11 protein-coding genes are annotated in these 14,641 nt (G+C 47.1%); 4 read left to right on the forward strand and 7 right to left on the reverse strand.

Annotated features, from left to right (window positions below; translation table 11 throughout):
* Positions 1–12: 12 nt before the first annotated feature.
* Positions 13–339 (reverse strand): HesB/IscA family protein, encoded by a 327-nt coding sequence (locus IAQ59_RS08950; RefSeq protein ID WP_209330458.1) that lies wholly within the window; start codon positions 337–339, stop codon positions 13–15.
* A gap of 609 nt (positions 340–948) precedes the next feature.
* Here IAQ59_RS08950 and mce point away from each other — a divergent pair.
* Together mce and thiL are read left to right on the forward strand one after the other, a co-directional pair.
* Entirely contained in the window at positions 949–1,365 is a 417-nt protein-coding gene (mce, locus tag IAQ59_RS08955) for a methylmalonyl-CoA epimerase (RefSeq protein ID WP_209330459.1), read from the forward strand.
* The gene (gene thiL, locus IAQ59_RS08960; protein WP_209330460.1) at positions 1,358–2,383 is read left to right on the forward strand and encodes a thiamine-phosphate kinase; all 1,026 of its coding nucleotides are present in this window, start codon (positions 1,358–1,360) and stop codon (positions 2,381–2,383) included. Before mce ends, thiL begins: the two co-directional genes overlap by 8 nt.
* A 26-nt stretch (positions 2,384–2,409) precedes the next feature.
* On the opposite strand, the gene IAQ59_RS08965 is transcribed toward thiL, so the two are convergent.
* Positions 2,410–2,784, reverse strand: a complete 375-nt coding sequence (locus IAQ59_RS08965; RefSeq protein ID WP_209330461.1) for a hypothetical protein — start codon at positions 2,782–2,784, stop codon at positions 2,410–2,412.
* Positions 2,781–4,193, reverse strand: coding sequence for a 23S rRNA (uracil(1939)-C(5))-methyltransferase RlmD (gene rlmD / locus IAQ59_RS08970; RefSeq protein WP_209330462.1), 1,413 nt, complete (start codon positions 4,191–4,193; stop codon positions 2,781–2,783). Before rlmD ends, IAQ59_RS08965 begins: the two co-directional genes overlap by 4 nt.
* Before the next feature lie 203 nt (positions 4,194–4,396).
* Here rlmD and IAQ59_RS08975 point away from each other — a divergent pair, with 203 nt between their 5' ends.
* Both IAQ59_RS08975 and IAQ59_RS08980 read left to right on the forward strand, forming a co-directional pair.
* Positions 4,397–5,209 carry an SDR family oxidoreductase gene (locus tag IAQ59_RS08975; protein ID WP_209330463.1) on the forward strand — a complete coding sequence of 271 codons (813 nt, stop codon included), beginning with the start codon at positions 4,397–4,399 and terminating at the stop codon, positions 5,207–5,209.
* Between the two features lie 102 nt (positions 5,210–5,311).
* Entirely contained in the window at positions 5,312–9,187 is a 3,876-nt protein-coding gene (locus IAQ59_RS08980; RefSeq protein ID WP_245189516.1) for an AAA domain-containing protein, read from the forward strand.
* Between the two features lie 19 nt (positions 9,188–9,206).
* Here the strand turns inward: IAQ59_RS08980 and IAQ59_RS08985 are convergent, their stop codons facing one another.
* Genes IAQ59_RS08985 through recQ form a run of 4 tightly spaced genes read right to left on the reverse strand, consistent with a single transcriptional unit; the run spans position 9,207 to position 14,586 of the window.
* Positions 9,207–9,683, reverse strand: coding sequence for a gliding motility lipoprotein GldH (locus IAQ59_RS08985; protein WP_209330465.1), 477 nt, complete (start codon positions 9,681–9,683; stop codon positions 9,207–9,209).
* Complete coding sequence (ricT, locus tag IAQ59_RS08990) at positions 9,673–11,058, reverse strand: regulatory iron-sulfur-containing complex subunit RicT (protein ID WP_209330466.1); 1,386 nt, start codon at positions 11,056–11,058, stop codon at positions 9,673–9,675. Before ricT ends, IAQ59_RS08985 begins: the two co-directional genes overlap by 11 nt.
* Positions 11,059–11,086: 28 nt before the next feature.
* Positions 11,087–12,397: a phosphoribosylamine--glycine ligase gene (gene purD, locus IAQ59_RS08995; RefSeq protein WP_209330467.1), complete on the reverse strand. Its 1,311-nt coding sequence runs from the start codon at positions 12,395–12,397 to the stop codon at positions 11,087–11,089.
* Positions 12,398–12,408: 11 nt separating this feature from the next.
* Positions 12,409–14,586, reverse strand: a complete 2,178-nt coding sequence (gene recQ / locus IAQ59_RS09000) for a DNA helicase RecQ (RefSeq protein WP_209330625.1) — start codon at positions 14,584–14,586, stop codon at positions 12,409–12,411.
* Between the last annotated feature and the right edge of the window lie 55 nt (positions 14,587–14,641).

The following is a 14,641-nucleotide window of genomic DNA, read 5'->3' on the forward strand; positions in this document are numbered from 1 at the left end:
TGCGCCGATGTGTCAAACGGAAAAACTCTCGCCACAGCCACAGGTTCGGCTGGCGTTGGGGTTTACGAATTGAAATCCTTTTCCGTTCAAGCCATCTGAAAATTCCAAGGTAGTGCCTGCCAAATAAAGGAGGCTTTTCCTGTCAACGATGATCTTAACGCCTTTATCCTCAAATACCTGATCGGTGTCGGTAAGCTGACTGTCAAAACCCAAATCATACATCAGCCCTGAACAGCCACCACCTTTCACAGACACTCGGATATTGTCTTGGTCGGCTCGGTTCTCGATTTGCTTTAATTCCAAGATACGCTCTTTCGCTTTTTCTGAAACGGTAATCATAGATGAGTTGATTGGTTATGTAACACAAAGTTAACGGTTACGCTCTTTTTTAACCGAAATACTGGTTGAAAAATTCATTTCATTCAACTGGAATCGGTATTTTTTTCTGGATAGACCTTCCTGAGTGGGTAGGGAGGTTTACCAACGCTTATAGCGTATTTTTTGGCTGACACAGCATTTTCCGGATTTGGAAATTGATTGGCTTGAAACCTTTGAGGATTTGAAAGAAGCATTGATCCTATATGAGCAGATCGACGAGGTGCTTTCTTTTGTAGCATGGTATAACCAAAAATACCCCCAAAGATTACAGCGAAGGATATGGATTCATTGAAAAGGATTTATGCGACTATTTTTTCTTCAAGAAAGATCTAAATAGATTGCAGGAAAGTACTTCTTCTGTGGTCAATGATCAGGTGAAACTCATTTTCTCCCCCTTTTAGACCGAAAATCCAAAACTCCTATGAAACAACGCCATTTGGGTGTAAAGTTAAACACGGTAATTCCAAAATCAGCTTTTGCAATGCTAAGTTAAACCTCTGGTTCCGTTTTAGGGGAGTATTAAAACAATGAATAATCCTTTACCTTTAAGCATCATAACGTTCCCGACACATGAAAATTGAACATATCGGTATCGCCGTAAAGGACCTCGAGACCTCCAATGCACTATTTGAGAAGTTGCTCGGGGAAGGGCCCTACAAGCAGGAAACCGTGGAGGCTGAGGGGGTGATCACCTCGTTCTTTCGAGTGGGAGAGAGCAAGGTAGAACTGCTTCAGGCTACCCACGAAGGTAGTCCGATCGCCAAGTTTCTACAGCGGGGCAAGGAAGGCATGCACCACATAGCCTTTGCAGTGGAGGACATTTATACGGAAATGGAGCGCCTGCGCGGAGAAGGCTTTACCTTACTTTCAGAGAAGCCCAAAATGGGTGCCGATAATAAATTAGTTGTATTTTTGCACCCAGCCAGTGCCAACGGCGTGCTGGTGGAGCTATGTCAAGAGATAAAATCGAGCGAAGAAGATGTCTAAACGTACAGAAATCAGTGAATTGGGTGAGTTTGGCTTAATCGAAAGGCTGCGGGAGCAAATCGAAATTTACCACGATACGACCATCAAGGGAGTGGGCGATGACGCGGCTGTCATTGATTGTGGAGACAGCTACCGGGTGGTTACCACTGATCTGTTGGTAGAGGGGGTGCATTTTGATTTGTCCTATTGCCCCTTGAAGCATTTGGGATTCAAAGCCGTAGCGGTCAATGTGAGCGATGTGGCTGCCATGAATGCGGTGCCTAAGGAGATCACTGTCAGCATTGCCCTTTCCAATCGATTTTCTGTGGAGGCGGTTGAAGAACTGTACCAGGGGATTCAGTTGGCCGCCAAACATTACAACGTGGACCTGATAGGAGGTGATACCACTGCCTCTAGGTCCGGCTTGGTTATTTCCATCACGGCATTGGGCGAAACAACCAAAGAGAGCGTGGTCTACCGCTCCGGCGCCAAGGTCAACGACATCATTTGCGTTACCGGAGATCTGGGAGGGGCGTTGATGGGATTGCAGGTCCTGGAACGCGAGAAGCAGGTTTTTTTGGCCAACCCAGACATGCGTCCAGACTTGGATAAGTATGCCTATATCACCAGCCGGCAACTAAGGCCGGATGCCCGCATGGATATCGTTCACGAATTAAGGGATCTGGGTGTGGTACCGAGCAGCATGATGGATATTTCGGACGGTTTGGCCTCCGAACTATTTCACATCTCCAAGGCCTCGGGGGTGGGAGTCACCATTTACGAAGACAAACTTCCCATAGACAAGGAAACCTACGATGTGGCGGTGGAATTCAACATGGATCCCGTCACTGCGGTGCTTAATGGGGGGGAGGATTACGAATTACTGTTTACCATTTCCCCAAGCAACTACGCCAAACTCGAAAAGCATCCGGATATTCACTTCATCGGCCACGTGAATGCCCCTGAAGAAGGAAAACAACTTGTCACCAAAAGCGGTACGGCTGTACCCCTGAAGGCCCAAGGCTGGAAGCATTTCTGATTTCGTAGCCCTAAGCCCAGTGATGCTTAGTCATTGGGATAGGGGATGTAGAGGAAATTCGTAAACTCCTCGTCTACCACAAAAAGGCAACAATACTCATCGGGATCCTTGTAGGTGCTTTTGAAGTGTTCCAAGGCATCCTCTTTGATCAGTTTTCGTTGTACAAATTCATCCACATAGGTGATGTAATAATTCCATACCGTCTGTGCCTTTTGCTGATCCAGCAGGAGTTGCCCAATAGGTTGTGCTACTTTGCTTATCGGAAAGATGGGATAATCCGAAAATTTCCGAGACCGCACCTGGTAGGAGGCTTCCTTTAGTGTGTCGCAAATTTTCACAAAATCGGAACTGATGGTCCCTAGGTATTTGCCGTTAAGTTCGGGATCGTTTTCGTCTCTCATAGATTAGGCTTTTTAGTTAATAGGACAACGTTTTCCACGTGATACGTTTGCGGAAACATATCCACAGGTTGTACAGCGCGCACATCGTATTTTTCCGATAGCAGGGCTACGTCCCTTGCCTGTGTGGCCGGATTGCAGCTTACATACACGATCTTGGGAGCGGCTAATTGGAGCAGGGTTTGGATCACATCGTCGTGCATACCAGCTCTGGGTGGATCAGTGATCACCACATCTGGAGCGGCATGGCGCTCAATAAAATCCGCATTTAACAGGTCTTTCATGTCGCCGGCGTAAAACAACGTGTTGGTCAACCCGTTTTCGGTGGCGTTGATTTTTGCGTCAGCGATGGCCTCTTCCACGTATTCGATGCCAATCACCTGTTTGGCCTTTTTGGCAACAAAATTGGCGATGGTGCCGGTACCGGTATATAAGTCGTAAACGACCTCATCACCGGTAAGGCCGGCAAACTCCCGCGCCACCTCATAGAGTCTATGTGCTTGGGCGGGGTTGGTCTGGTAAAAGGATTTGGGACCTACCCGAAAAATCAGTCCCTCCATCTCTTCTTCCATGTAGGGTTTGCCTGAAAAGGTATGCACCTCCAAATCATGGAAGGTTTCGTTCTTTTTCTGGTTTATGATGTATAGCAGCGAAGTGATTTCTGGAAACTCCCCTTGTAGAAATGCCATTACATCCCGAATAGCTTCCGGGTTTTCTTCACCGAACTGGACGATGACCATTGTCTGGCCACTAAGGGTGCTGCGGATGATCAGGTTTCGGAGTAGCCCTTGTTGCTTAATAAGGTCGTAAAAGCTAAACCCTTTTGCCAGGGCATAATCCCTGAGTTTGTTGCGCACCTCGTTGGAGATCCCTCCCTGTAGGTAGCAATGACTAATGTCAACGATTTTGTCAAAACGTTTGGGAACGTGGAAACCCAAGGCATTACGCTCAAATTCCTCGCCACTGGCGATTTCTTCGCTGGTCAGCCAACGGTTACTGGAAAAGGTGAAGTCAAGCTTGTTTCGGTAATACGTACTTTCGGAGGCTCCGATGATGGGCAGCACTTCCGGAATGGGTACTTTGGCTATGCGTTCAAATTGATCAATGACCTGCTGTCTTTTGTAACTAAGCTGCAGTGGATAGGAAATATGCTGCCACTTGCAGCCTCCGCACACACCAAAATGACTGCAAAAGGGTTCGGACCTATCGGGGGAATAGTGCTGTATGTGGATGGCTTCTGCTTCTAAGTAGCTGTTTCTTCCTTTGGTCACCCGTACATCTACAATGTCTCCCGGTGCTACCTGCTGTACAAAAACCACTTTGCCTTCATAGTGTGCCACACATTTTCCCTCAGAGGCAATCCGTTCAATGGTGAGGCCTTTGAGGATTTGGTTTTTCATTTTTCGCGACATAGGCTGCAAAATTATGGAATTTAGGCGATGGACTGAATTGATCTACATTTTTCTTGTCGGAATTCGTCTACCTCCCGTGTTGCCGACCTAGAAAAGCCGATTTAAGGGCCCTATTTGCAAGCTTGGTTTTGAATCCGCTCAATAAACCAACCGATTTCCTCAAAATATTTTCTAATTTAGCTCGATATACGAATCAATACCTCATGAAACTGAAAGACAAAGTAGTCATTGTGACAGGAGCCACCTCTGGCATCGGAAGGGCCTGTGCCTTTGCTTTTGGCAAAGCTGGCGCCAAGGTAGTCATTACGGGTAGAAGCCAAGCTCGGCTAGATAATACCTTGATTCAGCTACAGGAAGCCGGTATAGAGGTGTATGGAGTAATGGCTGATGCGGCTGATCAGGAGGAAAATGAGCGTGTAGCGCAGGAAGCAATCAGCCACTTTGGAAGGATCGATGTACTCGTCAACAATGCGGGGATTTCCATGCGGGCATTGTTTGAAGATCTGGACCTAAGCGTTTTTCACCAAGTGATGGATACCAATTTTTGGGGCGCAGTTTACCTGACAAAGGCCTGTTTGCCGGAAATCCTGAAGCGAAAAGGCTCTATAATCGCGGTGTCTTCCATCAACGGTTTTCGGGGTACTCCTGCCCGAACGGCCTATACGGCCAGTAAATTTGCCATGAACGGTTTCTTTGAGTCGCTTCGAACGGAAGTAATGAAAAGGGGGGTGCACGTGCTCGTGGCTTGTCCAGGCTTCACCGCATCCAATATCCGTAACAAGGCATTGACCGCGGATGGATCGGCGCAGCAGGAGTCGCCACGGGATGAAACCAAGATGATGAGTGCAGAGGAAGTAGCCGAAGCCATACTAGTGGCTACCCTCAAGCGAAGAAGGGATTTGGTACTGACCCGGGAAGGGAAACTGGCACATTTTCTCAACAAGTGGGTGCCTGGAATGATGGATACCATTGTCTATAACCACATGGCCAAGGAAAAGGATTCCCCATTTAAGTAATTGCCTATGCTACAGGATATTTTTCAGGTATACAAAAACAGGTTGGTTGATCTTTCGTCAAACAATCGCTCAATTTTTTTGCCCAAATTGGTTCAGCAGCAGATGATCGATTTGAAGGATTTTCATTTTTTGAACAATCATCCCGCATTTTATTACATCACTGAGCTCCTCGGACGTAAGCGAAATATCCCCCTGATTGTGGGAAATGATGCCCGTGATCAAAATGTCAACCGACTTTCCCAACGCCTGAAGCGCCTGTATCATCAGGTGAGGTTTATGGAGGAGGAAAGCGGGGAGCGCAGTCTGTTTGTAGGTTGGCCCTTTGTGGAGGGGAAGTTTTCAAATGAGCAGCTGGTACGGTGTCCGCTTATTTTCTTTCCGGTTACGCTGGAGTTGGAAGACAATGTATGGTATCTGCGGAAGCATGTAGGTGAACAGCCCTTTATCAATCCGGCATTTTTGCTGGCCTATGCGCAGGCAGAGGGTAAGACGTTGAGCAAGGAATGGCTGGAACAGTCTCTGGAGGATTTTTCCAAGGATCCTAGAGGCTTCCGAACTGACCTGTACCACCACCTCCACAAGGCACTTGTGCTTAACTTCAACCGTGAAATCTATCAGGATCGGTTGGAAATTTTTTTTGAAGAGTCCCGGTCTTATTTTCAAGAAGTATTTCAGATAGGAATCCTCAAGTTGCAGCCCTACGCTGTTCTGGGTCAGTTTTCTCAGAAGAGTTCATTTCTAATGGACGATTATTCCCAACTTATCGCACATACCGAGCATAGGAGTTTGGATGCGCTGTTTGAGGATCGCTTTGCCAGCATAGAGCCCTCCACTACGCCAGTTAGAGAGGATACTACTTACAATACACTTCCATTAGATGCACCACAAGAGCAGGTTTTGCAGGCAGTGAAGCAGGGAATGTCTTGCGTGGTGCAGGGTCCCCCTGGGACGGGCAAATCCCAATTGATATGTAATTTGGTAGGCGATTTTACATCTAGGGGCAAAAAGGTGCTGGTAGTTTCCCAGAAGCGGGCTGCGTTGGACGTAGTTTACGCCCGATTGGCTGGACAGGGATTTGCCAATTTTGCCGCACTGATACATGATTTTAGGGGAGACCGAAAAAGCCTGTACAAAAAGATAGCCCACCAGATAGCATCTCTGGAAAACTATCAGGAGCTTAATCGCTCGATAAATGCCATTCAACTGGAGCGTTCCTTCAGCTTACATGCTCGGGTGATCGAAAAGCACCGGGAATTTTTTGACGAGTACAGAGAGGCGTTGTATGACATGCGTGAATGTGCCCTTCCCATCAAACAGTTGTATCTACAGGCGGCCTCTGACGGGGAAACCATTGGTCTTGGGGGGCATTTCAGGGGCTTTTCATTTAACGACCTGGATGGATTTATTCAAGACTTTCGGGTTTTTCATCCCAGCTATAAGAAGTACGATTACCACTCGTCCTTTTGGTTTCATCGGGTGGATTTTGCCGGATTTAAACTTGGCGATTTGGGGGCTTTCCACACGACCCTCTCAGAGATCATCGAGGTGAAGCGGGCTGCCGAACAGGATTTGTTTGCGCTATTGGGAGAGAATTTTGATTTCAGCTTGATTTATCAGTCGTTTGAACACCGGGATCGGCTTGCGGAACTGATGCAGCTAATGGAGGATCAGCCCGTTTTTGACCGGATGCAGCGCTTGATGGAATTTCCAAAGACGGATTTCGATTTACTTTGGTTGGATAACAAATCAGATACCATACACAAGCTGTTTCAATCCACCGGGATCGAATGGCATACCAAGGACGGGGAGGTAGAGGATATCTTTGGGAAGGCACTACAGCTTGAAGCGCTTATGGCCAGCTGGTGGGGACGGGTACGTATCCGGTGGGAATCCAAGAAGTTTTGGGATATTTTAAACCTGCTGGAGCTTAATGACCTTAAGAAGAATAAGGAAGGGATAGGTATATTGGTAGAAATGCTTGAAACCCGCCTGAATCTCAATCACCAGTATACCCTGTTGCAGCAGAAACCTTGGATAAAATTGCCCGGAAAACCGTTTTCCATAGAGGCTTTTGATCAGGAAGTCAATTTGCTCGTTCGTGCAGTGAGGGCCCGCTTTATCATGTCCGATTTAGGTATTTTGCCCTCCTATATCTATAGTCCACGCATCAGCTATGGTCGGTTTTATTCCACGCTTAAGGAGCTGGTCAGGCTGAATAAGTGGGGATTGCAGCAGGTTCCTAGGTGGCGGTCTTGTTTTTCAGATGTCCAGTTAAAGCACTTATTGGGCACACCCGACGAAGATAGGCTGCTGCCATTGACCGGGACTATCCGGCAGGATTTGGATGCCCTCATTCGGTACGATGCGTTAAAGAGCAGGCTCTCGGCGACACATCTCGATCTGATGAAAAAGTTGGCAGATACCTTTCCGGACTATTCGATAGATGCATTGGAATCCATCTTTATAGACAGTCTGAAGATCGCTTGGATAGACTATATCGAAACCAAGTATCCGGTATTGAAAGAGATCAATGGACCTCATGTACGCAGTTTCATTGAGGAGTTTCAACAGGCAGTGGAGGAGAAGGATAAGACTGCCCGGTTTATTGTTGAGTTGAGGCTGAGGGAGGAGGTATGTAAAAATCTGGAGTACAACCGGCTCAATAACCTGGTAACTTACCGGGATCTAAACCATCAGGTGACCAAAAAGAAGGCTGTTTGGCCGGTCAAAAAGTTGGTTGAAGTCTACCACGCAGAGCTTTTTAAGCTAATGCCGTGTTGGTTGACTTCTCCTGAAACTGCTTCGGCACTCTTTCCAATGCAGCAATACTTTGATTTGGTGATTTTTGACGAAGCTTCTCAGTGTTATTTTGAGCGAGCGCTTCCGGCCATGCTGCGTGGTCGACAGGTGGTAATAGCTGGTGATCGCAAGCAGCTTCAGCCAATAGACTTGTACAAGGTACGCTTGGAGTCCGAGGAAGATCTTCCCGAGCTGGAGTTGGATTCTCTACTGGAAATGGCAGAACGTTACTTTCCGGTGTATTGGCTTACCACCCATTATCGAAGTCAATACCTTCCGTTGATTCATTTTTCAAATCAAGCATTTTACGAGGGAAGGCTGGCCATGATACCCGAAATGGAATCACTTAATAAGCAGGTAATGCCATTTCGCTTGGTGAAGTGTCAGGGTATTTGGCAAAACCAAACCAATCGGGTTGAAGCAGCGGAAGTAGTTTTGCAAGTAAAGGGACTGAGGGCCGAGCAGGTTGGTAGTCGAATTGGCGTGATTACGTTTAATTATTTCCAAATGGTGCTCATCTTGGAGTTGTTGGAAGCGGAGGGGTTGCTGACGGATGAAGTGACCGTACGAAATATTGAGAATGTGCAGGGAGATGAGTTTGACTTCGTGGTGTTTTCGGTTGGTTATGCCAGAAATGCGCAAGGAAAATTTACCGCTAATTTTGGCTTGTTGGCCCGTAAGAGCGGTGAAAACCGCCTAAATGTGGCGGTCACCCGGGCAAAGAAGCAAGTCATCCTGGTCACCAGCATGGATTCCGCTGATTTCAAAGATTCGCAAACAGCAAACAGAGGTATCGGATTGCTGCGGGACTACATACGTTACGTAGAAACCATTTGTGCACAAGGCAGCTTGGAGGTTTCACGCCTATTACCTCCTCAGTTTGATGTGCAGTGGGCATTGAAAGATTTGCTCAAAGGCACTTATGGTAGCCATACTGTCGAAGAAAACCACTACCCCAAAGTGATGGACTTGCAGGTTGCTGACCAAGGACGGGTAAATGCCGCCATACTGACAGATGATCAACGTTTTTTTGATGCCTCGGGGGCCAAGGAATCTCTCGTATACCAACCTAGACTACTTCGTCAAAAGAGTTGGAACCTCATTTACCTTTTTAGCAGGCAGTATTGGGTGGATAGGGAAGATATCTTACAGACAAAGTTGGGGCATAAGTCACCCTGAGGGTACCTCCTACATCCGACTAGTTACCACTTCGGATCAACTTAAGCCCAAGGGATTCTATTCCCTCTATAGATTCTTTTCGCATGTATTGGATGAACTGGACTTTTTTCGCGTTAATGATTTCCGAACCCGAAGTAGTAAGCGTGTCGTACTTGGTGAAACGATTGCCAAATCCTGTTCCAAGGGGTTTCCCGCTCTTGGAATCAAACAAGTTGATATTTACCAGTGTGTCTTTGATCGTGCTGTCCGAGCTGTCTTTGAGCACCATTTTAAGGTACAAGTTGTGAAAGTCGTATCGATCGGTAAAGCGCACCGAAATCACAGGCAGGACACGATCTTCCGCCACTCCGGAAATCTCAAAGGTTACGGAATCTTCCAAATGCCAACTGGGCGTGGGAAAGTCGTGGTAGGATTCGTATAGCCGATCGCTGTCACATCCTACCAAAACTGACAATACCGTAAGCAAGACCAAGAAGGGGATGAGCCTAAGCACCATTGGAAGAATCGTTGTTTTGCGAACCTGAATTGCCCCGCTTTCTGTTAGGGTTATTTCTCCTCTTTTTACGTCGCTGCTCTCCTCCTTGGGGAGTGGTTCCTGCGGTGGTTTGCGGTGCCACCGTTTGTGAATTTTCTGGTCGGGGTCGGTTTTGGTTCCGGTTTGGTTTTTTACTACGAGGCGGCCTCTCCCGTTCCTTAGGTTGGGGGGGGGCATTGGGTGAAGCGGCAGACTTAGGCTGAGGGGCGTCGCCACCGGTGCCCGGTTTTCTGGGCTTTCGTTTTTTCTTCTTTTTAGACTGACTGAACTTCTTGTCCAGCGCCTCTAAGTCTTTGTTGGAATTTTCGAATACATCTGCGCTGTCGGCGGCAGTATCTTGTTTTAGGCTAAAGGGCATTTTACCTTGTGCATTCATCTCCATGATGACAGCTACTCGCTCACAGTCAATGGAATGCCAGTTGTTGTCGTCATTGTAGCTGAACCACATCAGCTTTCGAAAGATGTCCGTTTTTTGCAGCTTGGCATTTCCGGCTTCGGTGAGCAAGGGCTTGTCCACTTGAGGGATATCCTTGAGGGCGCTCATGTAGCTATCCAACTCATAGTTGAGGCAGCATTTCAGACGCCCGCACTGTCCGGAAAGTTTGCTGGGATTTAATGAAAGGTTTTGGTACCTCGCAGCAGATGTAGTTACGCTTTTGAAATCGTGGATCCAGGTGGAGCAGCAAAGTTCCCTGCCACAGACACCAATGCCTCCCAGACGTCCGGCTTCCTGCCTTAGGCTGATTTGGCGCATTTCCACGCGTATTTTGAATTCGGAGGCCAACATCTTTATCAGTTCCCGAAAATCCACCCGGTCTTCGGCAGAATAATAAAAGGTAGCCTTGGAGTTGTCTGCTTGGTACTCTACGTCAGAGAGCTTCATCTTCAAGCCGAGCTCATCGATGATCTGTTTGCTTCGGTAGAGGGTGGGCAGTTCCCTGTTTTTTGCTTCCTGCCATTTGTCTAGGTCTTTTTGACTCGCTACCCGGTAAATTCGAAGGATATTGTCGTCATTTTTGATTTTTCGTTTCTGCATCTGTAAGCGTACGAGCTCTCCCTGAAGCGACACGTATCCGATGTGATGTCCATTCGGTACATCCACCACCACCGGATCGCCGGTGGTCATTTGCAGGTAATCTACATTTCGGAAATATTCCTTCCTTCCACCCTTAAACTTTACCTCTACGATATCAAATCTATCTACTTCCGGTAGCCCCATGTGAGACAGCCAGTCGAATGAGTTCATTTTATTGCATTCGCTCGTACCACAGGAGCCGTTGTTTTGACACCCCCCCACTTTTTCAGTTCCGGTAGAGCAGTTACTACATCCTGCCATATATCTATTTTTTAGGGACTATTCCCTCTTAGTCATTTACGTTTGTCTTTTCCCATTGGAGGATATCTTGACCGATATCCTTTCGGAAGTTGACACCTTCCCAATGTATTTGGTTTACTCGCCGGTATGCACTGTTCAACGCAGCAGATAAATCGTTTCCTTGACCGGTAATGCCCAGTACCCGTCCGCCATTGCTTATGACCTGACCGGATTGGTTTAGGGCTGTTCCCGCGTGAAACACCAAAGCCCTGTCGTTTCCTGTGTTGGTTAATCCGGTTATTGGTTTCCCTTTTTCGTAGTCTCCTGGATAGCCACCGGCTACCATCACCACCGTGGCACTCACAAAATCCTCAAGTTCGAGCTGATACGTTCTTAGGTTGCCCTTGGCGATGCCTTCGAGGAGGCTTACGAAGTCGCTTTTGATACGAGGGAGGACTGCCTGTGTTTCAGGATCACCCATTCGTACATTGTATTCGATTACAAACGGATCTCCACCCTGATTCATCAGGCCGATGAAGATGAATCCTTTGTAATCAATGTTTTCTTCTTTCAATCCTTTGAAAGTGGGTGAGACAATCCGTTCAGACACCTTTTGCATGAAATCGGCATCGGCAAAGGGAACAGGGCTTACAGCACCCATTCCGCCGGTATTTGGTCCGGTGTCGCCATCACCTATCCGCTTGTAATCTTTCGCTTCCGGGAGGATCACATAGTCTGACCCATCCAATGCCACAAATACCGAAAGTTCTATACCCGACAAAAATTCCTCCACTACCACCTTTTGCGAGGCAGCACCGAACTTCGCTTCGAGTAGCATGGATTTAAACTCTGATTCGGCCTCCTTGTGGCTGGGGCATATTAACACACCTTTACCTGCTGCAAGACCGTCTGCCTTTAGCACCACAGGTAGTTGCTGTTTCCTGATGTAGGAGATACCCTCCTCAACGGTTTCTTTGGTGAATGTCTCGTAGGCCGCCGTAGGTATACCGTATTTTTTCATAAATTTTTTTGAAAAATCCTTGCTGCCTTCCAGTTCCGCTCCCGCTTTTCCCGGACCGACTATGCCGATGTGTTTGGTGCGGTCATCTGCTTGAAAGTGGTCTCTGAGACCTTTTACCAGGGGCTCCTCAGGGCCTACTACAACCATCTCCACGTGATTTGCCACGCAAAAGTCCTGCATTTTGACAAAATCGGTGACATGAATCGCTACGTTTTCACCGAAAGCTTTCGTTCCCGCATTTCCTGGTGCAATGTACAGTTTTTCGCAAAGCGGACTTTGCGCAATTTTCCAAGCAAAGGTGTGTTCTCTGCCACCGCTGCCGATCAATAAAATGTTCATTATTCTTTGGTTTAGTTTGCGTGGTCGGAAATGAATTTGATCCGGTAGACCCTGATTTCTTCTTCGGAAAAATCTTCATCTTCCAATTCCCCTAACGCTTCCCTGATGTTGTCTGACTCAGCCGTCATAAAATAATCATGGAGAATATCCTCTCGTTCGTCGTCCATGATGTTATGTATGTAGTAATTGATGTTAAGCTTGGTCCCGGAGTAGATGATCTGTTCTATTTCGTGCAACAGTTCCCCCATTCCGATAGTTAGGTTGTTGGCTATTTCATCGAGATCGATTTTTCGGTCTATCTGCTGGATAATCGAGATTTTAACTTTGGATCGGGTGCCAGATGACTTTACTACCACGTCGGAGGCGGTGATGATTTCGTTTTCATCCACGTAGTTTTCGATCAACTTTAAAAAGCTGGCCCCAAACTTGGCTACTTTTCCCATGCCTACCCCGTTGATCTGGGCGAGTTCCTCCCTGGTAGTAGGGTAAACCGTGGCCATTTCCTCTAACGAGGGATCCTGGAATACCACGTAGGGCGGAAGCCCTTTTTGCTTGGCTACTTTCTTTCTCTCTGCTTTCAGCAGTTCGAATAGCTTTTCATCATAGGCCTTGCCCAAGTTGCTCATTTCCTCCGAAGAAACGGTGTCCGCAATTTCCTCGAAATTATGATTTTTGCTGATCATCACCGGATAGGGCTTCTTGTAAAATGCCTCACTATCTACGGAAAGCAGGATTACTCCGTAATTTTCGATGTCTTTTTCCAGCAGTCCAAAGATCATGGCTTGCCGGATCACCGTCTTAAGGTGTACTTCGTCTTTATCTTTACCCTTCCCAAACGCAGGTAACTTGTCGTGCCCGTAACTACGCACGTAGTCGTTCAGTTCTCCCCGGAGTACACTTACGATATGGTCTAAGCTAAACCGTTGCTGCGTATCTCGTACTGCCTCAATGACCATCAGGATGTCTTCTTGCCCATCAAAGGATTCCTTGGGTTTTTTACAGTTGTCACAGAACCCGCAGTCTTTGTCGAGTTTTTCTCCGAAGTAGTGCAGCAGAAAACGGCGGCGACATACGGAGCTTTCGGCATAGGCCGCCATTTCCTGAAGAAGGATCTTGGCATTTTCCCGCTCATTGACAGGTTTGTCTTTGTTGAATTTTTCCAGCTTGACGATATCGTCGTATCGGTAAAACATCAAACAGTGCCCCTCTAGTCCATCCCGGCCTGCCCTTCCGGTCTCTTGATAATAACCTTCCAAGGATTTGGGCACATCGTAGTGGATGACATACCGTACATCCGGTTTATCTATGCCCATGCCAAACGCAATGGTGGCCACGATCACGTCCACTTCCTCATTCAGAAAGTCATCTTGGTTTTTTATGCGCACATTTCCGTCCAGCCCTGCATGATAGGGAGCCGCGTTGATGCCATTTACCTTCAATAACTCGGCAATTTCCTCGACTTTCTTTCGGCTTAGGCAATAGATAATTCCGGACTTTCCTTTGTGTGATTTGATGTATTTGATGATCGCTTTTTTGGTTTCATTTTTTATTTTCGGTTTTACCTCGTAGTAGAGATTGGTTCTGTTAAAGGAGGACTTGAACAGATCCGCTTCCTCCATCTGCAGGTTTTTTTGGATGTCCTGCTGTACCTTTGGCGTGGCAGTGGCGGTGAGCGCTATCACGGGCAGGTTTGTGCCTACCTGACTGATGATGGATTTGATCTTGCGGTATTCAGGGCGGAAATCATGTCCCCATTCCGAGATGCAATGGGCCTCGTCTATAGCTACAAAACTGATGTTTGAATTACTTAGAAACTGAATATTTTCCTCTTTGGTAAGGGATTCAGGAGCCACGTAGAGGAGTTTCGTTTTACCGGCAGTGACCTCGCTTTTCACTTTGTTTGTTTCCGATTTGCTCAGCGTGGAGTTGAGAAAATGGGCATTAATCCCAAAGGAATTCAATTGGTCGACCTGATTCTTCATCAGGGCAATAAGCGGAGATATCACTATCGCCGTCCCTCCCTTTATCACAGCAGGCAGCTGATAGCAAAGCGACTTGCCTGCGCCTGTCGGCATAATCACGAAGGTATTGTGGCCTTTCAGGATATTATCGACGATTGCTTCCTGGTTTCCCCTAAACTGGTTAAAACCAAAAATCTTCTTTAAATTTTCTTTTACAGTAGAATCCACTCCGTCACTCATTTAAGGATTTACACCGTTATTATCATGCAGGCATGTAGGAATT

It is taken from the genome of Lunatimonas salinarum (genome assembly GCF_017811155.1).
GTDB lineage: Bacteria > Bacteroidota > Bacteroidia > Cytophagales > Cyclobacteriaceae > Lunatimonas > Lunatimonas salinarum.

Coding starts and splice junctions, on each gene's coding strand:
- purD (WP_209330467.1), bottom strand. CDS start 12,397: ATGAACATTTTATTGATCGGCAGCGGTGGCAGAGAACACACCTTTGCT.
- IAQ59_RS08950 (WP_209330458.1), bottom strand. CDS start 339: ATGATTACCGTTTCAGAAAAAGCGAAAGAGCGTATCTTGGAATTAAAG.
- IAQ59_RS08975 (WP_209330463.1), top strand. CDS start 4,397: ATGAAACTGAAAGACAAAGTAGTCATTGTGACAGGAGCCACCTCTGGC.
- IAQ59_RS08965 (WP_209330461.1), bottom strand. CDS start 2,784: ATGAGAGACGAAAACGATCCCGAACTTAACGGCAAATACCTAGGGACC.
- ricT (WP_209330466.1), bottom strand. CDS start 11,058: ATGGCAGGATGTAGTAACTGCTCTACCGGAACTGAAAAAGTGGGGGGG.
- IAQ59_RS08980 (WP_245189516.1), top strand. CDS start 5,312: ATGATCGATTTGAAGGATTTTCATTTTTTGAACAATCATCCCGCATTT.
- IAQ59_RS08985 (WP_209330465.1), bottom strand. CDS start 9,683: ATGGTGCTTAGGCTCATCCCCTTCTTGGTCTTGCTTACGGTATTGTCA.
- thiL (WP_209330460.1), top strand. CDS start 1,358: ATGTCTAAACGTACAGAAATCAGTGAATTGGGTGAGTTTGGCTTAATC.
- mce (WP_209330459.1), top strand. CDS start 949: ATGAAAATTGAACATATCGGTATCGCCGTAAAGGACCTCGAGACCTCC.
- rlmD (WP_209330462.1), bottom strand. CDS start 4,193: ATGTCGCGAAAAATGAAAAACCAAATCCTCAAAGGCCTCACCATTGAA.